The organism is uncultured Tissierella sp. (assembly GCF_902479755.1).
Lineage (GTDB): Bacteria > Bacillota > Clostridia > Tissierellales > Tissierellaceae > Tissierella > Tissierella carlieri.
Genome location: NZ_CABSQO010000002.1, coordinates 51038 through 72403 on the forward strand (window position 1 = coordinate 51038; position 21366 = coordinate 72403).

A 21366-nucleotide genomic window follows, 5' to 3' on the forward strand; every position below is an offset into this window, starting at 1 on the left:
TTAAAAAATATATTGAAAGGAGATGAAAAAATTGGCTACAGAACTAGGAAAAGCATATGTACAGATAATGCCATCGGCTAAAGGAATAAGTGGGAGCATATCAAAAGCATTAGGCGGTGAAGCTACATCAGCGGGTAAGTCTGCAGGTAGCAGTATCATGGGCGGAATAAAAGGAGCCATTGTTAAAGCAGGTATTGGAGTAGCAATTGCAAAGACTATAACCGATTCAATCAAAGCAGGTGGAGCCTTAGAACAATCTATAGGCGGTATTGAAACTCTATTTAAGGATCAAGCAGAAACAGTTAGGAAAAACGCAAGTGAAGCCTATAAGACAGCAGGGGTATCGGCTAATGAGTACATGGAGAATGTAACATCATTTTCAGCATCATTACTACAATCTATGGGTGGCGATACAAAAGAAGCTGCTAAAGTGGCCCATATGGCAATGGTTGATATGTCAGATAATGCCAACAAGATGGGAACTGATATGAGAGATATACAAAATGCATATCAAGGATTCGCAAAAGGCAATTATACAATGTTGGACAACCTTAAACTTGGCTATGGTGGAACTAAAACAGAAATGGAACGACTACTAGCAGATGCAACAAAATTGACAGGCATTGAGTATAACATTGATAATTTAGCTGATGTATATGAAGCGGTAAACGCTATTCAAAAAGAAATAGGAATAACAGGTACAACAGCTTTAGAAGCGGAACAAACTATAAGTGGTTCGTTTAGTGCTATGGCAGCCGCCTTTAAGAACACATTAGGTAGTTTAGCTATTGGTGAAGGATTAAAAGATTCAATGAAGGGTTTAGCAGAAACAACATCAACCTTTTTATTCGATAACTTACTACCAATGTTAGGTAATATAATTTCTGCATTACCTGGGGCTATTATAACCTTTATTCAAGCAGCGGGGCCAGCATTTATGGAAAGTGGAGGAGAACTCATTTCATCTATAGCTAATGGAATTGTAACGGGGGTACCTTTATTCTTTGAGACCATGGCAGAATTTATGGGGAATGTAGTTACCTGGATAAAGGAACAATTACCTACTATTTTAAAAGAAGGGGTAGCCTTTATCTCTAATTTTGCAAATGGGATAATGGAAGGCAGGCCTGGTGTAATAGAAAGCATAGGGGACATTATAAGTAATCTTATGGTGGCCATATGGGAAGCGGTGCCTGTAATATTAGAGTCAGGAATCCAGTTAATTGCTAACCTAGCTAAAGGTATTTGGGACAATCTACCTGCAGTAATTGAATCAATAAAAAATGTACTCGCTTCATTAATCAATACGATCATTGAACATTATCCAGAGTATTTGGAAAAAGGTATCGAAATAATTACCAATGTAGCTAAGGGGATATGGGATAATTTACCTCATATAGTATCTACTTTAGGTGATTTAATAAACAAATTAATAGGGAAGATAGTAGAGAATTTACCTAAATTCCTAGACAAAGGCTTTGAATTAATAGTTAAAATGGCAAGTGGAATAGTAAAAGCAATCCCAGATATAGTTGCTAAGGCACCAGAAGTTGTTAGTGCTCTGGTGAAAGCTTTTGGCAGTTTAATAGGTGAGTTTGTAGGTATAGGTGCTGATATTGTAAAAGGACTATGGGAAGGTATCAAATCAGTTAAAAATTGGATACTGGATAAAATTAGTGGTTTTGTTGGTGATATTACATCAGGGATAAAAGATTTCTTTGGTATCAAATCACCTTCTAAGGTCATGGCTGATGAAGTGGGTAAATGGTTACCTATGGGATTAGCGGTAGGTATTGAAGATAATATAAAACTAGTATCAAAAGCAATGGAGCTATTAGGTGAGGAAGCTAGCTTTAGCAGTAATTTGTCATACAGTCTACCCCGAGGGGCTTTTAATGTTGCAAGCAATCAAAGCGATAATGTAAGTCCTGATTCTGATAAAGATATAAACTTACATCTTACAGTGCAATATGGAGAAGATACTATAACTCAAAAGGTCATTAATGGCATCAATCGCCAAAGCCGAATAAATGGAAATAATGTAATAAAAGTATAGGGACAGCAAATGATATGAGTATAGAATTAAACAATAAGTTTAACTCTACCAGTAGAGGAAGAGGAACAACCACTTGGTAGATAGGAGCGATTAAAATCCCTTGTAAGCATATAGGGGGCATTACCCCCTCCCTCTATGTGTAAGCGACCTTCATGCCGTCTACTGTGCATATAATCTCGTGTCCTTATGTCTGTTATGCCTATTAGGCAATAATATTAACTTAAATACTACCAAAAGAGGGTGATTAGATGATAAAGACCTGTCAAATATGTCATAAGGAATTTGAAACAACATATCCCAATAAAAAATATTGTAGTAAAGAATGTAACAGAGAAGCAATCAGAGAAGCTGATAGATTGAGAAAACGCAAGGAAAGGGAAATCATAAAGAAGAAACGGACAGCCGAAGAAGTGGAACGTAGAAGGCAAAAGAAGGCAGAGATTGACAAAAGGACAGAGGAAATAGCAAGAGAGAAAAAAGCAGACTTAGAAAAGAGATTAAAAAAAAGAGATCCAAAGGCAATAATGGAGATTACTAACCACTTTGACATTGAATACTGGGAAGCATACAAAGAAGATTTTATGCAAGATCACTTTAATAAGAACTATATCCAATATGTAAATGATATTAGCGTATATGATGATGATTTCCCCAATAAAGTGATTGATAGTATTAAAGAAAAAGGAAGTATATGCAGTAGATTAGTCAGAAATAAAAGCAGCAGGGAAACAACAAGTAACAGAATTAACAATTAGAAGAGCTATCAATTCAGGAGCATTAAAAGCATTTAAGGTTGGCAGGAGTGGAGAATTGAGAGAAAAGAAGTTTTAAAATGGTTAAAAGAAGAATAAAAAAGGAAGGTGAAATATGACTAAATTATTTACTCAACAAGACCTAGCTAGCAGGTGGCAAGTAGATATTTCTACTATAACTAATTGGCGGAAAGAGGGGATAATAACTCCTGCTAAGGGGATACCAGCAATACGGTTTACTGAACAGCACATATTGGAATTAGAAGGTGTGAAGTTGGAAAAAGTATCCCCACTTATGTATAGGAAATTAGAAAGAGAATTGGAGACGATAAAAGAAGAAAACAGCAAATTAAAGGTAATATTGACTAATATCTTAGCGGAAAGTAGTAAGGTAGTAAGTTTAGTAACAGAAAAATAAAAAGGTACCCATCTAAGCGACCAAACTTATGACATGGATACCTGGAACTAATACCTTGAAGGTAATAGTCTATTATATAGATTGTATCACCTTTGAGGTTAAAAATCAAAGGAGGATTATATAGTGGAAGAGTGCATAAAGTTATTAAATGGTTTATCCGAAGAAGAATTGGAGAATTTATTACAAATTATAAAAGAAATTAGAAACAATTATTCGTTAGAAGAAATAAATAAAATGGCTAGTTAAGGGGGATATATTAAAATGGAAAAGGAATTTACTAAAGAAAGAAATGCAATAAATAGCGTTATAACACCTATATTAAGAGAGGAATTTGGGATGTGGTTGAATTTCATTCAAATGGATACAGTAATACAATTGATAGAATATTACAATGGCAAAAATAAGAATGATCCTTCACTTGCTTATATATTTGAAGAGATAGAAAACAATCAGAAAAACAAGAAGACAAAGAAAAAACAGAATAAAAATGATAAAGCAATGACTAAATTAGAAAGTGAAAATATTAGTCTAAAACAAGAAAATAAAGAATTAAAATCGTTAATGAAGGATATAGGAAATTTTCTTTCGAATAAAGAAGAAAATCAACAATTAAAGACTAGTTAAATCCGGTCTTTTCTTATACTTAGAAAGGGGGTGGTTATATGAGGATGCTATAATACTACCATTCTTTTAACTAAAAGAAATGTTGGATTTTGCTAGAGCACCTAAAAGGAAAAATACAATGAGGAAGAGGGGATAATATGGATAAGCTTCTAACCAAAAAAAAGACCTTGCGGAAAGATGGCAAGTGTCCATTACTACTATAAATAGGTGGGTGGATGATAAGGTTATAACACCTGTAAAAGGTATTCCTTCAATCCGCTTCAATCCATATCATATATTAGAATTAGAGGGTGTTAAGATAGATAGATTATCACCTTTAGAGAGAAAGAAACTAGAGAAAGAAATACAAGAGTTAAAAGATAGAATAACAGAATTAGAGAAAGAAAATACAGAAATGCAAGAGTATATAAGACATGTATTCACTGGGGCGTCGAGATTTATAGGGATAAAATGATAAGCTAATATTTAACTAGATGATTTTCTTAAATCAGGAGAAATAAAAGCGTAGATGAGATATCCAATCTATAGGGATGAAAACTTAAGGGTTTATGGATATCTCATCTACATACTAAAGATTAAAAGATATTGTGTATAATGTTTTGAGATTCATTTAACATCATAAGTGATAAAGGAGGGAAAAATGGACGCTTATACAATTATAATAAAAGTAATTAAAAGGCTGATTGAAAAAGATAAGAAACGTTAAAGTCAATATTAAAAGATCAAAAATCCACGATGGTAAAAGATATAGCGGAGAGAATTAAAGGTAATTAATCAAGCTATCAATATTAATAGAAAAAGATTTAAAGATGGTTTAGATATTATCGATTTGAAGTCAGTCAATTTTATTGACCGAGATTTATTAAATAACCTCAACTTTAGCAATAGTTCGATAGCAAACTCTAAGAATATTTATGTCCTATCCGAAAGAGGGTATTCAAAATTATTAAAAATCCTAGAAGATGATTTTGCATGGGAACAATACGAAAAATTAGTAGATGGTTATTTTAATATGAGACAAGCTATAGAAATAATAAAAGAAAGAAGGCAAGAGGAAAATTTGAAGACTTTAGATGAGTTTGGAAGAATGAAGGAAGATAAAACTATTATATAAATAAAAATAAATTAGAACATTATTTAAATGGTTTACACAGAAGGATTAGGAGATTTAGACTTCGTTACAAATTTAGTGAGTAACGAAATTGATATCATAGATTTAAAGATATAATAGAAAATAGAATTGATAGATATTCCAGGAGGTGATTATATAATTGAAGAAGATTTGAAAAACTATCCACCAATATTAAGTGTTACTAATTTAAAAGAGCTCAGAGGGATTTCCAACAATAGACAGAAATATTACTGGCAGAAGAATACTAGTACCAAAACAAGGGTTTATAAATTGGTTAGAAAAGCAATGCCAATATAGTAACAAGGAAATATAAATAATGGATATAGCTAATCTGAGGAGGTTATTAATGAGTAAGAACATGAGTGTAAGAGAAGCCGCTGAAATATTAGGTAAAAGTCAGCAATTTGTGAGATTAGGATTACAGAGACAATTGCTCCCAATAGGTACAGCAGTAAAGCTTTCGTCAAAATGGACATATCATATCAGTAGAAAATTGTTAGAAGATTATATAGGCAGAATTGATTGAGATAGAAAATGTAAAATATATAATCTTAAATTATCAAAAAAGAAATTCAACATAAATCAAGCCTTTAAAATGTGATTTAAGAGTTTTTATAGTTTCAACTATGTTAATCATTGCTAATCATATTTTAACCTAAGAACATGGCGAATAACAAGCTACACATACATTAAAGCAGGGTTGAAATATACCTTGCTTTTAAAATGGGAACTATGAAGTTAAACAATGGGATAACTGACAGTAATCAGTGGGGTATAAATGGGAACTAAATGGGTGCTATTGATACAAAAATACACTAAAAACCACATAATTAGAACATAGACTGAACGTTGAAAACATAGTAACATCAATGATTAGAGTAGTTTAGCATACTTTACAAAATGAGGTGATTAAGACTCTTAATCAGTGGGCCCAGGGTTCGAGTCCCTGAAGGTGCACCAAAGGAAAAACCCGTATTCTCAATGAACACGGGCTTTTTTATTTTACTTAACAACTCTTAAATATGGTGCTCGCGTGCCACTTTCAAATTCTTCTTATTTCTCCCCTTTATTTTTTGTATATATGTCGTCGAATACATTTGCTTTTTTTCTTTCATTAGACTTGAGGGCATGGGTGTAAAAATCCGTTGTGGTGGAAATTTTGGCATGTCCTAAGCCTTTCGAGATGCCAGCAATATCCTATGCCTTCTGAAATTAAAATCGTCGTATTCGTGTGTCTAAGACCGTGAAAAGTGATTTTCCTTAAATCATGTTTTTCTGAAAATTCAGCAGACCATTGTGACGGTGTAGAAACATACATAGCCTTTCCATTTCTCTGAGTAAATACAAAATCGTCTTCATGCTTATGATTCTTTCCATAAAACCATTTATCTCCTAACCACTCTTTTTTGTCCAGTTCATTTTTCTCATGTTCTTTAAAGAATGAAACTAAGAATTTAGGAAAAGCTACTTCTCTTACTGAAGTATTATTCTTAGTCTCTTTAATAAAACTTCCTATACTTTCCGCATAAGCATTAGATTCAAAGAATTTTATCTTTAATTTGTCATAATTTACATATTTCTATCTAACCGCCCAGCAATAGACAATGATGGTGGCGGAGAAACTGTTAGAGGTGGAGGTAAATGCGATTTAGATATGCTTGATTATTAAATTCCATGAAATAAATATTTATTGTGCGAAGAACACTGGAGTAAAATCTAAGGTCCTTCTTTATTTTTTGGGTTGGAGTAAGAATCGTATCTATTTTTCAGGTTGTATTTTATAAATTCAAAAGATATGGGGTTATGTTTAGATAAGAAAAGGACCATTTAAAGTCCTAATTCTTTAATGTGTTTTTTAGATATTAGTATAATATGGTAACTTGAAAAAGTTCCTTCCTTTATATATGCATATTATTTATATATTTTTGGAATTAATATTTTACCCCTACATTTTAAAATCCCACCCCTACTTTACCCCTACGGGAATTATTTTTCGTGCCAAATAAAAAAACAAGAACTTTAAGAGGTCCTTATTTCAATAAATTATATCATTTCAAATAAAGGGTTACTTAAATTAGTATAATCAAAATTTTATAACTCGTAAAACTAACTCTCAATACCTTATATATATGTCTCCACCTTGCAAAGAATAAATCATTATATAATATTACACTATATTACAAAATAATCTACAATACAAAATTATATAGGATTTAATAAGAAAATTACTGACACTTTATATTTCTTGATATTTAGACATTTTCTCAGCCATATTTTATAGAATTTAAATTCTTGGGCTTATAGTATTAAACTAATATCACTTTATAATTGACATAAAAGAGTGAATAATGATACAATAGGATAAGTTTAGAAAATAATACAATTTTATAAAAGTAAGTAATTAGATTTTTATTGGAAAAATATTACTATTTCAAAAAACAGTTTTCAACAATATTATTATATATAGATATTTATAAAATAAACTTGAGGGAGGACTGTTTTATATGGTATTTATTGGATGTATCTGAAGCTTAAATATTAGTGCTCAAATTTACATAATACACTAATAAATATAATAAGAAAGGAAATGGAAAATGGCAAATGAAAAAATATTAGAGATCAAAGACTTACACACTGCCTTTAGATTTCAAGATGAGTATTTTGATGCAGTCGATGGTGTCTCTTTCTCTTTACACAAGAATGAGCTGCTAGCAATAGTTGGAGAATCTGGCTGCGGAAAAAGTACAGTTGCTAACTCTATAGTAGGATTACATGACAAGAATTTTACTCGAGTCAGTGGTGAAATAATTTATGATGGCGAAAACATGGTTAATTATTCTGAGGAGCAACTAAATGAAATTAGAGGTAAGGAGATTGGTTTTATTTTTCAAGATCCATTAGCATCATTAAACCCATTACATAGGATTGGGAAACAGATAGAGGAGTCTTTAATCTATCATACGGATCTGAATAGTGATCAAAGACATGAAAGAATGTTACAGCTTTTAGATCAAGTAGGGATAGTTAATCCTAAAAGAACAGCTAATCAGTTTCCTCATCAATTATCAGGCGGTATGAGGCAAAGAGTTTTAATAGCCATAGCTCTTTCCTGTAATCCTAATATAATTATAGCCGATGAGCCTACTACTGCCTTAGATGTTACAATACAAGCTCAGATACTAGATATTTTAATGGAACTTAAAAATAAAATCAATGCTGGTATTATTCTTATTACCCACGATTTAGGGGTAGTTGCACAGATGGCAGATAGAGTTGCTGTAATGTATGCTGGACAAATCGTTGAAATTGCTGAGGCGAATGAGCTTTTTAGTAATCCACTTCATCCTTATACAAGGTCATTGCTGCAATCAATACCTCAATCTGATTCAGATGATGAAGAACTTCACGTTATTCATGGAATGGTTCCATCATTGAAGAATTTACCAAGACAAGGCTGTCGTTTTTCGTCAAGAATTCCTTGGATAGCAGCTTCAGAGCATGAAGATAATCCTGAACTTCATGAAGTTTTAAAGAATCATTTTGTAAGGTGTACTTGCTGGAAAGATTTCCACTTCGAAAATGAAGGAGGTTATTAAAATGAGTTTCCTAGAAATTAATAATTTAAAAGTTCATTTTCCTATTCGTGGAGGATTTTTTAATACGATAAAAGACTATGTCTATGCAGTTGATGGAGTCACTTTTTCAATAGAAGAAGGAAAAACCTATGGACTTATTGGTGAATCAGGTTCTGGTAAAACCACAATCGGAAAGGCTATCGTTGGACTTGAAAGGCCAACTGGTGGAGAAATTTTATATGATGGACAACCAGTCAATACAAAAAGGCTAAGAAAAAAAGTAGAATATAACAAAGATGTTCAAATGATATTTCAAGATGTTTTATCTAGTTTAGATCCTAAAAAGAGGATTAGAGATATTATCGCTGAGCCAATTCGAAATCATGAAAAATTAACAAAAGAAGAAGAACTAGAAAAAGTTTTAGAGCTATTAAATATAGTTGGAATGCCTGCTGACGCCTTATATAGGTATCCGCATGAATTCTCTGGAGGACAAAGACAAAGAATAGGTGTAGCAAGATCTGTATCTTTAAATCCAAGATTAATTGTTGCAGATGAACCCGTTTCTGCTCTTGATTTATCAGTTCAAGCACAGGTGTTAAATTTCTTGAAGGAAATACAAAAAGATTTTGGTTTAAGTTATCTTTTTATATCTCATGACTTAGGTGTAGTAAAACATATGTGTGATTACATATACATCATGTATAGAGGAAGATTTGTGGAAGCAGGGACAAGGGATGATATATACAATAATCCACAGCATATTTATACTAAAAGGCTGATTGCAGCTATTCCAGAAATTAATGCTGAAAATAGAGAAGAACTTCGCAATAATAGAATCCAAGTAGAACAAGAGTACAAAGACAGAGAACATCTATTCTATGATGAAAAAGGAAGAGTTTTTGATTTAGTTCAAATTTCTGATACTCATTATGTTGCAGTAAAAAGTAAGGAGGATTTGTAAGATGTGGAAAACAGTATTGCGTAGAGTGCTATTGATGATACCTCAGATTATAATATTGAGTTTAATTGTATTTGCACTAGGTCAGATGATGCCTGGAGACCCTTTTACAGGTTTGATAACTCCAGATATGGATCCACTGGTTATTGAACAATTAAGAGAAAAGCATGGCTTAAATAAACCTATACCTGAACAATATAAGGATTGGGTTACTAAGATCATTACAAAAGGAGAATTTGGACAATCCTATACTTATAAAATGCCTGTTGAAAAATTAATTGGGGCAAGAGCAGTAAATACATTATGGCTGTCATTATTGACTTTAACATTGACATACCTTATAGCAATACCACTTGGAATATATTCTGGAAGATACAATAATTCGCGTTTTGATAAAGGAGTAATTATATATAATTTTGTAAGCTTTGCAATACCTTCATTTATTTTGGCACTGATACTTTTAGCAATATTTGGATATAAATTTGGATGGTTTCCAACTACGGGTTCTGTAGAAGTAGGAATTCAAAAAGGAACATTTGCTTATGTTCTTAGTAGACTCCATCATATGATTTTACCTGCAATTACAGCTGCTATCTTAAGGACTACAGGAACGATACAATATCTTAGAAACGAAGTAATAGATGCTAAAACTCAAGACTATGTAAAAACTGCAAGAAGTAAGGGAGTTCCTATAAACAAGGTTTATAGTCATCATATATTTAGAAACTCATTGCTTCCAATAGCTGCGTTCTTTGGATTTACCATTACTGGACTTTTAGGCGGTTCCATTTTTATCGAAACTATATTTTCCTACTCAGGCATGGGGGAACTATTTATATCCTCAATTACCAGTAGAGATTATTCAGTAATGAATGCTTTGGTTCTATTATTTGGTGTATTGACGTTACTTGGAAGTTTATTGTCAGATATAATTATGACAATTGTTGATCCAAGAATAAGGATAGAATAGGGGGTAGCAGGTATGAATAAAGAAAAAAAAGTTGTGAAAGATGTTGCCTCTAAAATAGATGAAGAAACATTAAAATCCGTTAGTGAGGTACCCTCATTTTGGAAGGTAATAAAAAGAGAATTTAGGGCTGATAAGCTGGCAACATTCTGTCTTATTATGTTAGTTATTATTTTTACCACTGTAATAGTAGGTTCTTTTCTAATAGATCAAGAAGAGCTTATGAGGATAAATTTGAGAAATAAATATCATGCACCTAGCAAAGAATTTATTTTGGGGGCAGATATTGGAGGAAGATCAATTGCAGGACAATTGTTAATAGGTGGAAGAAACTCCATTTTAATAGGCTTTGCTGTTACCATACTGACCTCTGTAACGGGAGTGATCATGGGATTGATTGTAGGGTTTTATGGTGGGAAGGTAGATAGTATTATAATGAGAGTATGTGATTTTATCTCTATATTGCCTACAACTATGCTTATCATTACCTTCGTAGTTGTAATTCCAAAATATACTATGTGGCATTTCATATTTATTATGAGTATATTTTATTGGGTTGGGATGACTAGATTAGTAAGGAGTAAGGCATTATCGGAAAATAGAAGAGATTATATAAATGCTTCTAGGATAATGGGTACAAGTGATTTTAAGATTATGCTTACTGGAATTCTTCCAAATATTAGTTCAATCATTATTGTTGAGTTGATTTTAGGATTTGCAGGGAACATAGGAATTGAAACTGGATTATCTTTCTTAGGATTTGGTTTGCCGCCAGCGACACCATCACTTGGAACTTTGGTTTCATATGCAAGAACTCCAGGTGCCATGACAGGCAAACTATGGTTATGGTTACCTGCATCATTATTGATACTAGTAATGATGCTGTGTATAAATTACGTTGGGCAAGCTGTTAAAAGGGCGTCCGACGCGAAACAAAGATTAGGATAAAGAAGGGGGAAATTAAAATGAAAAGAAGTTGGAAAGTTATTATTCCACTACTGCTGGTATTAGTACTTGTACTAACATCCTGTGGTAAAAAGGTAGACCAAGAGCCACCAGTAAGTAATGAAGATGTGTCTCAACAGCCAGAAGATAAAGGCGATCAAGGACAAGACGAACCTGATGTAGGAGCAGGTGAGATTGTACTACCTCATCCAATGACTATTAAAAAAGATGGAGCAACAGTAGGCGGTACACTTAATGTTGCTATAGTAACAGATACACCTTTTGAAGGTATCTTCAATACATTTTTATCTTCAAATGCTGTAGATACTCAATTAGCAGAGCCTCTACAATCAGGATTCATGAGATCAGGTCCAAACAAAGAAATAGCAAATGGTGGATGGTGTGATGTTGATTTCGACAGAGAAGCTAAAACAGCTACTTACAAGATTCACAAGGATTTAACTTGGTCTGATGGAGTACCTGTGACTTCTGATGATTTAATCTTTGTATACAATAGTATAGGACACAAAGATTATAAAGGCGTTAGATTTGACAGTGATTATCACAATGTTGTAGGTATGCTTGACTATAACCAAGGAAAAGCAGATACTATTTCAGGACTTAAGAGAATCGATGATAAAACTCTTGAAGTAAGCTTCTATGAGTTTACACCAGCGATATTATGGGGTGCAGGTCTTACCTATCAAGCTGAACCGGCACATTATCTAAAGGATATTCCAATAGATAAAATGGAATCCCATGATAAAGTTAGAAAAAATCCACTATCTTATGGTCCATTTATGGTATCTAATATAGTACCTGGAGAATCAGTAGAATACGTTCCAAATCCACATTGGTTTGGAGAGAAACCAAAGGTAGATAAGATTGTAGCAAAGAGAACAGGTTCAGATACTATTGTAGAAGCATTGAAGGCTGGAACATTTGATATAGTTGATAAAATCAATGTTAATAGTTATCCAGAGTACAAGGATTTAAGCAATATCACTTTAACATCAGCTATGAGTAGATCTTTAGGATATCTAGGATTTAAACAAGGAAAGTGGGATGTAGAAACTAAAAAAGTTATGCCAGACCCAAATAAAAAATTAGCTGATGTGAAATTAAGGCAAGCAATAGCTTATGCTATGAATAATGAAGAAGTAGCAGAATTGTTCTATAACGATTTGAGAATACCTGCTAATGCATTAATTACGCCATATCATGCTAGTTTCTGGAATGATAAGCAAGAAGGTTATCCATATAACCCAGAAAAAGCAATGCAAATATTAGATGAAGCTGGATATAAAGATGTAGATGGAGATGGACTTAGAGAAGATCCAAAGGGTAACAAGCTACAAATCAACTATCTTTCAATGTCAGGTGGAGATATAGCTGAGCCATTAGCTCAATTCTATATTCAAAACTTTAGAGATGTTGGATTAGATGTAGTATTACAGAATGGTAGATTAATAGAGATGAATGCATTCTATGATATGGTAGAAGAAGATAATGAAGATATAGACTTATACATGGCAGCTTGGAGTGTAGGATCTAACCCAGAACCATCAGGATTATGGGGAAGAGATGCTATGTTTAACTATACAAGATTTGCAGCAGATGAAAACGATAAATTAATTGCAGCTATTAATTCAAATGATGCATTTGGAGAAACTGGAATGGATAATGAATACATGGTAAAAGCATATCATGATTGGCAAAAATATGCTATGGAGCAAGTTATAGTAGCTCCAACTCACTATAGAATTGAATTGACAGCACTTAATAACAGAGTTACCTACTGGGATAAAGACCCTATGAATACTGATTGGGGATGGGAGAAGGTTGGTTTATTAGCTGATACTCCTGAAAAAGCAAAATAGTAAGATTCTAATTAAATAAATTAAAGTAAAGTCTAATGATTTTTATCATTAGACTTTATTTTGATGGTGCACTATAATATTACTTTACCTTACTACACAGCAAACGTCAAATTCATATATTTTTCTGTTAGTTCTAACTCTGGTAATATTAGTTTTTTAGTTGGTTGTAAACCTAAAGAAAGATCAACCAGTGGTTTTCTTTCAATTAATTTTCATACATAGAATTAATTATGCAAAAATGGGTATAACTCATATAATAGTAAAAAAAGGTTAGGATGATATTATGAAAAACATAGCAGCATTTTTTGATATTGATGGAACCATATTTAGAAATTCCCTAATGATCGAGCATTTTAAGAAATTAAACAAATATGAGGTAATAGACCCGTCTATCTGGTATACTCGAGTAAAAAAGGTCTATGAAGAATGGGAAAAGAGATTTGGAGATTTTGAACTTTACTTAGAAACTTTGGCACAAGTATATATTGAAGAGCTAAAGGGAGTGAATAAGACATATATAGAATTCATAGCATCACAAGTAATTAATCTCAATGGTGATATGGTTTATAAATATTCTAGAGATCAAATTGAATGGCATAAAAGCCAAGGTCATAAGGTATTTTTTATTTCTGGAAGTCCAGATTTTTTAGTAGCGAAGATGGCTGAAAAATATGGTATTACAGAGTATAAAGGAACCATTTATAAAGTAGATGAAGAGAATAAGTTTACAGGGGAAATAGTTAGGATGTGGGATTCTGAAAGCAAACAGAGAGTTCTAAATGAATTGATAGCAAAGTATAATGTTGACTTAGAAAACAGTTATGCCTATGGAGATACTACTGGAGATATCTCCATGCTTAGAATGGTGGGAAACCCTATTGCTATAAATCCAAATAAACCTCTTTTTTTAGCTATAAGAGAAGATGAAGAATTATCAAACAAGATATCTATTATAGTAGAAAGAAAAAATATCATATATAAATTAAACCCAGATGTAGAAATATTATAGAAAATATAAACAAAGAACCTTTACTATACTTAAGGTCACAGCTATTTTTTCACCTTGAGTATAGATAAAGGTTTGATTTTTTATAATTCACAAGTCTCAGTTGAAACCAAGTTAGATTGTAATATTATCGTAAAGACTTTTTTATAGAAATATATTATAATTATAGTAAAAGAGGATATAATCTAAATGAAGTTATAGTTGGACAAATTAGTTATAGGAGTGATATTATGAAAAAATTATTTTCCTTATTATTAATAACATTATTAATTTTTTCTTTAATTGGATGTAAACAAGTTATATCTAAAGATCAAAGTAATATCAAAGGTGATGAAAAAATATCAACAAAGGAGATTTTAACAATAGCTGACTATTACCCTTTTAAAGAAAATACTATTATGGACTATGAAGGTATAGGAAATGAATATGCTGAACAAAAGACCTTTATAGAGTTTGTTGAAGGAAATAGAGCACAGATGAAAATCATGAATCCAGGCACTGTTTTTGTAAAAGTTATGGAATATAAAGATGGAGCGTTAACAGAAGTATTTGCAGAAGGGGAATTTTATCATATTGAAAATATGTTAAATGCTAATACAAATAGTAGTAATGTTATTCTAAAGGAACCATTGCAAGTTGGAAATACTTGGTCAAATAATGAGGGAAGTACAATGGAGATAACTAGCTTAGATAGAAAAATAGAAACACCTTCTGGGACTTATGATGCATTAGAAGTGACTACTGAGTTTAAAGATGGTAGAAATCAAAAGGAGTACTATGCAAAAGATATAGGCCTCGTGGCAAGAATATATAATGATGGAGAATATGAAGTTAAAACTCTATTAGAAGAAATAGAAAATAGTAAACATGAAATGGAAATACTATCCTATTATCCAACATCTGAGGATATTGGTACAGCATATATAGAACAAGATATGGAATTTGGAACCAATGATAGTATTGAGGAAATTTTAGCAAACATTATGAAAAATCCCCCATCAAGTAAATTGATTTCTCCAATTTCAAAAAATACTAATATAAACAAAATACATTTAAATCGAGAATCATGGACTTTAGAGGTAGATTTTTCAAAGGAATTATTAATAGATATGAATGCTGGTTCTTCTTTGGAATTAGAGATATTAAAGTCTATAGTAAATACCTTGGGGAAGTTTTATGACGTGGAAAAGGTATATATAACTATTGAGGGAAGCCCTTATGAATCTGGTCATATCGGGATAAAGCCTGGAGAATCTTTTAGTGTGGATGATGTAGATGTAAAAGAGTTTAATAAATAAATGAAGGTCCTCTAGTGATGAGGACCTTCATTTATTTATTTGTCATCTTCGTTTTTGTTGTCATCTCTTTTTGATTCTTGTTTGTTTTCATTTTTTCTCTTTTGATTATTTTGTTTATTCTTTGCCATTACCACCATTTCCCTCCTTTTTCAAATAATTATTCCTGCATTTATAGTATTACAAATAAATGAAATTTTACTCTTAAAATTGTTATAAAAACTAAAAAATAACAAATTTTTATAACAATTTATAGCAAAAAAGAGAAAGCCTAAGCTTTCCCTTTTTCTAGTTCTAATAAAAATCTTGAGGGTTCTACACTTTTACCACCAAGATTATTTAGAGTAATTAAAGATAGATGGTATTTTGCTCTACTCATCCCAACATAAAATAGTCGTCTTTCTTCTTCTATTAATTCATACTTACCTTTTTCAACTGCTTCGATGCTAGATATAGATGGAAAATCACCATCCACTAGATCTATCATATATACCCTATCAAATTCTAAGCCTTTAGCAGAGTGAACAGTAGATAAAGTTACAGCATCCTTAACATTTCTAGAACTTTTACACAGATATTCTAGATATTTTAATCTATTAATTAGTTCGTTTAAGTTATTAGTATTACTAGCTATGATTTTCAAAAAATATATAGTAGTTTTTAAAACATCATAGGTATATCCAAACTTCATGGAATTTTCCTTAAGATATTTCTCGTATTCTAAGTCATATTCGATAAAATTTATTGCATCGCTAGGGCTCATCTTTGAAAGCTTTTTGAAATCAAGTTTTAGTTCTTTAAGAATTGATTTATAAAAATTAGATATTCCAGGAAAATCCATTATCCTATCAAAGACTGAAAGACTATAATTCAAGGTTTTAGCATAGTTAATTTGTTTCTTTGAAATATAACCTCTTTTCTTATAATAGATGTTTTCGTATATACTCATATTGCTAGTATCTTGAGAAAAAATTATAAAGTTTATTATATCCTGTATAAGCCAGTGATTAAAAAATCTAACTTTAACATCCCTCATGTAAAAGGGAATTTTATGTCTCTCAAACAGTTCAATAAGGCCTATGGATGATAAATTATTTCTATATAATATGCAGCATCTAGATAATTCTCTATTTTTCAAATCTTCCACTAAGTATTTATACTGCTCAGCAATTGAGTTGACTTTTACTATATTGATAGGCTCAATAAAGTTATTATCAGTGGAAATGTTCTTATTATACCTTAATGTATTTCTTTTAATAAATTGATTACAAACAGAGACAATATTCTTTGATGACCTGTAGTTTTGTTCCATAAAGAATAACTTCCCATTGGAATAAATTTTATTAAAGTTAAGTAATCCTTTAGGATATGCCCCTCTAAACCCATAAATAGATTGGTCATCATCTGCTACAATAAATAAGTTATTTTCGGGACTTGCCAATAATTTTATTATTTCCATTTGTACTTTTGAAGTATCTTGTCCTTCATCTACTTGAATAAAATCATATTTAGCACGATATTTTTCCAATATATATTTATTTGATTCAAGAATCTCTAAAGCAGTAGTTAACATATCATCAAAATCTATGAGATTATTGTCCCTTTTATATTTTTCATAAGTATTATATATGGTTTTAAAATTCTCAATATCAGATTTATTGTTTTTCAAGAATTCATCAACCGTAAGCATCATATTTTTAATATATCCTATGGAGTTTAAAAGTGATTCTAACTTTTCTTCAGTGATATAATCTTGGTTTGCTGCAAAATATATTTTTTTAATTACGTTATATTTATTAAGTTGATTCTTTTCTTCTTCAATCAAAGTATATTTAATTTTGTTTATATATGCATATTCTCTAATTAAACTAAAGCAAAAACTATGTATTGTAGAAAATTGAACCTGAATAGGTGATAAGTCTAAAAACATTTTATTAAATCTCTCTTTCATGTCTTTGGCAGAAGCTTTACTAAATGTTATTGATAATATCCTTTCAGGACTTATTCTATGGTTTAATATTAAATTTACTGTTCTATGTATTAATACAGTAGTTTTACCTGCACCTGGGACAGCTAATACTAAAGCAGGACCTTCCTTATGTTGTATGGCTCGTTCTTGTTCTATACTTAAATGCATATCTACACCTACTTTTGAATTTATCTTCTATATTTTAACATAAAAAAGAAATAAGTAGTATAGATATATAAATCAATAAAATTATTGATAAGTGGGTAATAATAAATTACAATATAATATTAGGAGTAAAAGACAAATTTCTACAATAAATTCTATTATTAAAGGTGAAAAAATGAAAAATAAATTAAAAAAATTCGACGATCTTTTTATTAACATAATTAATAGGAAAATGAAACATAGATATTTGGATGCTATAATGTATAGAGCTACAAATCTAGGGGGAGCGGTATTTTCTTCTCTCTTAGTTTTAATTCTAATATTAATAGGAAGCAGCAATGTTAAACTTATAGGACTTGAGGCTCTTGGAGCTTTAACTATTAGTCAAATAATAGTCCATGCACTCAAAAGAATATTAAGTAGAGAAAGACCATATAAGATAATAGAGCAATTAAACACCTTTGGTATAAATTTAAAAGATTATTCATTTCCTTCAGGACATACTACTGCAAGCTTTTCTATTGCTACTACTATAGCACTTAATATACCAAAATTATCTATTGTAGTATTTGTTATTGCTATAATCGTTGGTATATCAAGGATATACTTAGGAGTTCATTATCCTACAGATGTGACTGCAGGTATATTATTAGGCATTGGTACGGCTTTAGTTATACATTTTTACCTACTTGAATATATCTATACCTTGGCAGAAAGTCTGGGACTAAAATGATAGATTAGAAAATTACAATAGTGGTATATATACTATATATTTATATTGAGGGGGTTTTGGTATGTTAATGACTAATTTTTTGAAGAAAAGAAAATCAGTGAGAGAATTCAAGAATAAAAAGATAAATAGTGATATATTAGATGAGATTAAATTATACTTAGATTCATTGGAAAGAGAATATGGTACTGGAAATTTAAAGTTTAAATTATATGAATATGGTGAGAAATTATATGAAGGTTTAAGAGGAATTGGGGGATATTCAGGTGTAATGATTGAAAGTCCACACTATATTGGACTTGAGTTAATAGATGATAAAGATAGAAATACAATCTATGGTTCATATTATATGGAAAAGCTTATAACAAAGTTAAACACTATGGGATTAGATACTTGCTGGGTAAGTGTAGGAAACGTAGGCAAGGATACTAAAAAAGATATATTTGGAGATATGGTAGGGGAAATTAATTATATTTTAGCTATAGGATACGGAAAGGCGAGAAATCCTTTTATAAATGATAGTTTTAGTGATAGGATTGGTGTTGAAGAAATAGTTTTTACTGATAAAATAGGAAATCACGCAAATGTTGATGATTTAGAAAATAGGGGACTAGGTGATTTATTTTACTATATAAGATTTGCACCATCAACTCTAAACAAGCAACCTTGGAGATTTTTACTTGAAAGAGATAAAGTGACATTATTGATTAAATATAATAAAGGAGAAGAATCAAATCTTATAGATGCAGGAATAGTAATGTATTACTTTGAATCTCTAGGAGAGTCTATAGGCTTGAATAGTAAATGGCAATTAGTGAGTAACACAGTAGAAGAAGGAAATGATTGTTATAGATATATAGCAGAATTAAAATTATAAGAAAAGCTTGGGAAGCAGTATTTACTGATATTGGAGTATCTATATTAGCCATATTAAACTCAATGAGAGCATTAAAAGTAGAGGAATAACATTTTCTCTACTTTTTTGGCGTAAATGTGATAGACTATATATAGTATAGAAATTAAGAGGTGTTTTTTTGGTGAGAGAAATAAAAGAATATACTAGACAATATAATTATGTGTTATTAGCTGAAAACGCATATATTAATGGTGATAAAGAAAAATCTATTGAATTTTATAAAAAAGCATTAAAATTTAGAGGAAGTATAGAAGATACAATAGCAATATTATATAATATTGCTGAAGTCCATGATGAATTAGATAATGCATTAAAATCTTTATCTACATATGAACAGATAACGGAAATTGATTCTGATGAAGCAGGGGCATATTACGGTATAGCAATGACATATGAAAAGATAGGAGATAAAGATAAAGCTTTAGAATATTATCATAAAGCAATAGATATAGATCCATACTATGACAGAGCATATTATTATGCGGCTAATATATTTGATGAAAAAGGTCAAAAGAGCAAAGCTATAGAATATTATAATAAGGTAATTCAATTGGTGCCTGATGATCATATAGCTTTCAACAATTTAGGATCTATATATGAAGAATTGGAAGAGTACAATAAGGCCTATGAGATGATAGAGAAGAGTTTAGATTTAGAGCCTAATTATTATAAAGCATTGTTTAATATGGGTGTTATTTACAAAGCGATGGAGAATAATGACAAAGCCTTAGAATATTATTTTAGATCAATAGACATTAATCCTGAATATTCCTATTCGTATCTAAATGTCTCTGCCATTTATATAGAAGAAAAAAGGTATGAGGACACTATTGAATTGCTAACAGAGGGAATAAATAATAACCCAGAGGCTCATGATTTATATTATAATAGAGCTTGCTGCTATTCAATATTAGATGATAAAGAAAAGGCCTTGGAAGACTTAAAAAAAGCAGTAACACTGTTGCCGCAAATAGTAGAATCTATAAAAACTGATAATGATTTTCAGAATTTATATGGAGATAAGGAGTTTTTAAAGATAATAGATAAAGAAAATAATAAAGATTAATAGGATTTATTTACTATAAACAATATTATGATATATGAAGGAAGGTAGATTAAATGATTATATTAAAAACAGAGCAAGAAATACAGAATATGAAAAAATCAGGAGAGTTATTAGCAAGACTGCATAAAGAAATAGGAAAGATGATTAAACCAGGTATATCGACTATGGAGATAGATAAATTCGTGGAAGATTATTTAAAGGAACATAATGCTTATCCAGAACAAAAAGGATATCATGGCTATCCTTATGCAACTTGTGCTTCAATAAATGATGAAATCTGTCATGGATATCCAAGACCAGAACCTTTAAAAGAAGGTGATATAGTGACTATAGATATGGTAGTCAATATAGATGGATGGCTAGCTGATTCTGCCTGGAGCTATGCTGTTGGGAATGTATCAGATGAAGCTAAGCAACTATTAGATGTAACTAAAGAAGCCTTATATAAGGGAATAGAACAGGCGGTTGTAGGTAATAGATTAGGAGACATTGGTTATGCTATACAATCTTTTGTAGAATCTTATGGGTATTCGGTTGTCAGAGATTTCGTAGGTCATGGTATAGGTAAAAAAATGCATGAAGATCCTCAAGTTCCTCATTATGGAATACCAGGTAGGGGACAAAGACTTGTTGAAGGAATGGTTATAACTATAGAGCCAATGATAAATGTAGGGACATATCGTATGAAAATGGATGATAATGAATGGACTGCTAGAACAGTTGATGGAAAGTTATCAGCACAATATGAGCATACAATAGCCATTACAAAAGAGGGACCAATGATTTTAACAGAGCAAGACTGAAAAAGATAATTAACAGATGACAATTAACAAAGAACAATTTTATCAATTAGCAATTGTCAAAAAATAATTAGAAGATTAAAGATTAAAAGATCAATATCATTTTAAG

General features: G+C 31.0%; 20 protein-coding genes, 1 tRNA gene and 1 pseudogene. 20 read left to right on the forward strand and 2 right to left on the reverse strand.

Annotated elements, in window-relative coordinates:
- The first annotated feature begins 31 nt into the window (after nt 1-31).
- From RDK80_RS01890 to RDK80_RS01930, 9 genes and pseudogenes are all read left to right on the forward strand, one after another.
- Nucleotides 32-2056, forward strand: coding sequence for a hypothetical protein (locus tag RDK80_RS01890; protein ID WP_308523329.1), 2025 nt, complete (start codon nt 32-34; stop codon nt 2054-2056).
- A 248-nt stretch (nt 2057-2304) separates the two neighbouring features.
- Nucleotides 2305-2811: a hypothetical protein gene (locus RDK80_RS01895; protein WP_308523330.1), complete on the forward strand. Its 507-nt coding sequence runs from the start codon at nt 2305-2307 to the stop codon at nt 2809-2811.
- Between the two features lie 112 nt (nt 2812-2923).
- A complete protein-coding gene (locus RDK80_RS01900; protein ID WP_308523331.1) occupies nt 2924-3226 on the forward strand; it encodes a hypothetical protein in 303 nt (100 codons plus the stop codon).
- 123 nt (nt 3227-3349) lie between these two features.
- Nucleotides 3350-3472, forward strand: a complete 123-nt coding sequence (locus tag RDK80_RS01905; RefSeq protein ID WP_308523332.1) for a hypothetical protein — start codon at nt 3350-3352, stop codon at nt 3470-3472.
- A gap of 15 nt (nt 3473-3487) precedes the next feature.
- On the forward strand, nt 3488-3850 hold the full coding sequence (locus RDK80_RS01910; RefSeq protein WP_308523333.1) for a hypothetical protein: 363 nt from the start codon (nt 3488-3490) through the stop codon (nt 3848-3850).
- A gap of 184 nt (nt 3851-4034) precedes the next feature.
- Complete coding sequence (locus RDK80_RS01915) at nt 4035-4304, forward strand: hypothetical protein (RefSeq protein WP_308523334.1); 270 nt, start codon at nt 4035-4037, stop codon at nt 4302-4304.
- A 312-nt stretch (nt 4305-4616) separates the two neighbouring features.
- Nucleotides 4617-4964 (forward strand): annotated as a pseudogene (locus RDK80_RS01920) (hypothetical protein); the annotation flags it as partial.
- 364 nt (nt 4965-5328) lie between these two features.
- Nucleotides 5329-5508, forward strand: a complete 180-nt coding sequence (locus tag RDK80_RS01925) for a hypothetical protein (protein WP_308523335.1) — start codon at nt 5329-5331, stop codon at nt 5506-5508.
- A gap of 360 nt (nt 5509-5868) precedes the next feature.
- Nucleotides 5869-5942 (forward strand) — tRNA-Lys (locus RDK80_RS01930).
- Between the two features lie 154 nt (nt 5943-6096).
- Here RDK80_RS01930 and RDK80_RS20070 read toward each other — a convergent pair.
- On the reverse strand, nt 6097-6534 hold the full coding sequence (locus tag RDK80_RS20070; RefSeq protein WP_374041661.1) for a tyrosine-type recombinase/integrase: 438 nt from the start codon (nt 6532-6534) through the stop codon (nt 6097-6099).
- 1042 nt (nt 6535-7576) lie between these two features.
- Between RDK80_RS20070 and RDK80_RS01935 the strand changes: the two genes are divergently transcribed.
- From RDK80_RS01935 to RDK80_RS01965, 7 genes are all read left to right on the forward strand, one after another.
- On the forward strand, nt 7577-8578 hold the full coding sequence (locus tag RDK80_RS01935; protein ID WP_308523336.1) for an ABC transporter ATP-binding protein: 1002 nt from the start codon (nt 7577-7579) through the stop codon (nt 8576-8578).
- A gap of 1 nt (nt 8579) precedes the next feature.
- Nucleotides 8580-9521, forward strand: a complete 942-nt coding sequence (locus tag RDK80_RS01940; RefSeq protein WP_308523265.1) for an ATP-binding cassette domain-containing protein — start codon at nt 8580-8582, stop codon at nt 9519-9521.
- A 1-nt stretch (nt 9522) separates the two neighbouring features.
- Nucleotides 9523-10488: an oligopeptide ABC transporter permease gene (gene opp4B, locus RDK80_RS01945; RefSeq protein ID WP_308523264.1), complete on the forward strand. Its 966-nt coding sequence runs from the start codon at nt 9523-9525 to the stop codon at nt 10486-10488.
- A gap of 12 nt (nt 10489-10500) precedes the next feature.
- Complete coding sequence (locus RDK80_RS01950) at nt 10501-11433, forward strand: ABC transporter permease (protein ID WP_308523263.1); 933 nt, start codon at nt 10501-10503, stop codon at nt 11431-11433.
- Nucleotides 11434-11450: 17 nt separating this feature from the next.
- Nucleotides 11451-13310 (forward strand): oligopeptide ABC transporter substrate-binding protein, encoded by a 1860-nt coding sequence (locus RDK80_RS01955; RefSeq protein ID WP_308523337.1) that lies wholly within the window; start codon nt 11451-11453, stop codon nt 13308-13310.
- A gap of 283 nt (nt 13311-13593) precedes the next feature.
- The gene (locus RDK80_RS01960; protein ID WP_308523338.1) at nt 13594-14319 is read left to right on the forward strand and encodes an HAD-IB family hydrolase; all 726 of its coding nucleotides are present in this window, start codon (nt 13594-13596) and stop codon (nt 14317-14319) included.
- Nucleotides 14320-14546: 227 nt separating this feature from the next.
- A complete protein-coding gene (locus tag RDK80_RS01965; protein ID WP_094904113.1) occupies nt 14547-15614 on the forward strand; it encodes a GerMN domain-containing protein in 1068 nt (355 codons plus the stop codon).
- A 268-nt stretch (nt 15615-15882) separates the two neighbouring features.
- On the opposite strand, the gene RDK80_RS01970 is transcribed toward RDK80_RS01965, so the two are convergent.
- Nucleotides 15883-17748 (reverse strand): ATP-dependent helicase, encoded by a 1866-nt coding sequence (locus RDK80_RS01970; RefSeq protein ID WP_308523339.1) that lies wholly within the window; start codon nt 17746-17748, stop codon nt 15883-15885.
- Between the two features lie 172 nt (nt 17749-17920).
- On the opposite strand from RDK80_RS01970, the gene RDK80_RS01975 reads away from it, so the two are divergent.
- From RDK80_RS01975 to map, 4 genes are all read left to right on the forward strand, one after another.
- Complete coding sequence (locus tag RDK80_RS01975) at nt 17921-18478, forward strand: phosphatase PAP2 family protein (protein ID WP_094904115.1); 558 nt, start codon at nt 17921-17923, stop codon at nt 18476-18478.
- Between the two features lie 61 nt (nt 18479-18539).
- Nucleotides 18540-19352 carry a nitroreductase family protein gene (locus tag RDK80_RS01980; RefSeq protein WP_308523340.1) on the forward strand — a complete coding sequence of 271 codons (813 nt, stop codon included), beginning with the start codon at nt 18540-18542 and terminating at the stop codon, nt 19350-19352.
- 160 nt (nt 19353-19512) lie between these two features.
- The gene (locus tag RDK80_RS01985; RefSeq protein ID WP_235601420.1) at nt 19513-20457 is read left to right on the forward strand and encodes a lipopolysaccharide assembly protein LapB; all 945 of its coding nucleotides are present in this window, start codon (nt 19513-19515) and stop codon (nt 20455-20457) included.
- 53 nt (nt 20458-20510) lie between these two features.
- Nucleotides 20511-21260: a type I methionyl aminopeptidase gene (map, locus tag RDK80_RS01990; RefSeq protein ID WP_094904118.1), complete on the forward strand. Its 750-nt coding sequence runs from the start codon at nt 20511-20513 to the stop codon at nt 21258-21260.
- The last annotated feature ends 106 nt before the right edge of the window (nt 21261-21366 follow it).

What these genes read in the sequence shown, in the direction of transcription:
- RDK80_RS01895 (WP_308523330.1), top strand. Translation starts at nt 2,305, where the DNA reads ATGATAAAGACCTGTCAAATATGTCATAAGGAATTTGAAACAACATAT.
- RDK80_RS01900 (WP_308523331.1), top strand. Translation starts at nt 2,924, where the DNA reads ATGACTAAATTATTTACTCAACAAGACCTAGCTAGCAGGTGGCAAGTA.
- RDK80_RS01910 (WP_308523333.1), top strand. Translation starts at nt 3,488, where the DNA reads ATGGAAAAGGAATTTACTAAAGAAAGAAATGCAATAAATAGCGTTATA.
- RDK80_RS01925 (WP_308523335.1), top strand. Translation starts at nt 5,329, where the DNA reads ATGAGTAAGAACATGAGTGTAAGAGAAGCCGCTGAAATATTAGGTAAA.
- RDK80_RS01935 (WP_308523336.1), top strand. Translation starts at nt 7,577, where the DNA reads ATGGCAAATGAAAAAATATTAGAGATCAAAGACTTACACACTGCCTTT.
- RDK80_RS01940 (WP_308523265.1), top strand. Translation starts at nt 8,580, where the DNA reads ATGAGTTTCCTAGAAATTAATAATTTAAAAGTTCATTTTCCTATTCGT.
- opp4B (WP_308523264.1), top strand. Translation starts at nt 9,523, where the DNA reads ATGTGGAAAACAGTATTGCGTAGAGTGCTATTGATGATACCTCAGATT.
- RDK80_RS01950 (WP_308523263.1), top strand. Translation starts at nt 10,501, where the DNA reads ATGAATAAAGAAAAAAAAGTTGTGAAAGATGTTGCCTCTAAAATAGAT.
- RDK80_RS01955 (WP_308523337.1), top strand. Translation starts at nt 11,451, where the DNA reads ATGAAAAGAAGTTGGAAAGTTATTATTCCACTACTGCTGGTATTAGTA.
- RDK80_RS01960 (WP_308523338.1), top strand. Translation starts at nt 13,594, where the DNA reads ATGAAAAACATAGCAGCATTTTTTGATATTGATGGAACCATATTTAGA.
- RDK80_RS01965 (WP_094904113.1), top strand. Translation starts at nt 14,547, where the DNA reads ATGAAAAAATTATTTTCCTTATTATTAATAACATTATTAATTTTTTCT.
- RDK80_RS01970 (WP_308523339.1), bottom strand. Translation starts at nt 17,748, where the DNA reads ATGCATTTAAGTATAGAACAAGAACGAGCCATACAACATAAGGAAGGT.
- RDK80_RS01975 (WP_094904115.1), top strand. Translation starts at nt 17,921, where the DNA reads ATGAAAAATAAATTAAAAAAATTCGACGATCTTTTTATTAACATAATT.
- RDK80_RS01980 (WP_308523340.1), top strand. Translation starts at nt 18,540, where the DNA reads ATGTTAATGACTAATTTTTTGAAGAAAAGAAAATCAGTGAGAGAATTC.
- map (WP_094904118.1), top strand. Translation starts at nt 20,511, where the DNA reads ATGATTATATTAAAAACAGAGCAAGAAATACAGAATATGAAAAAATCA.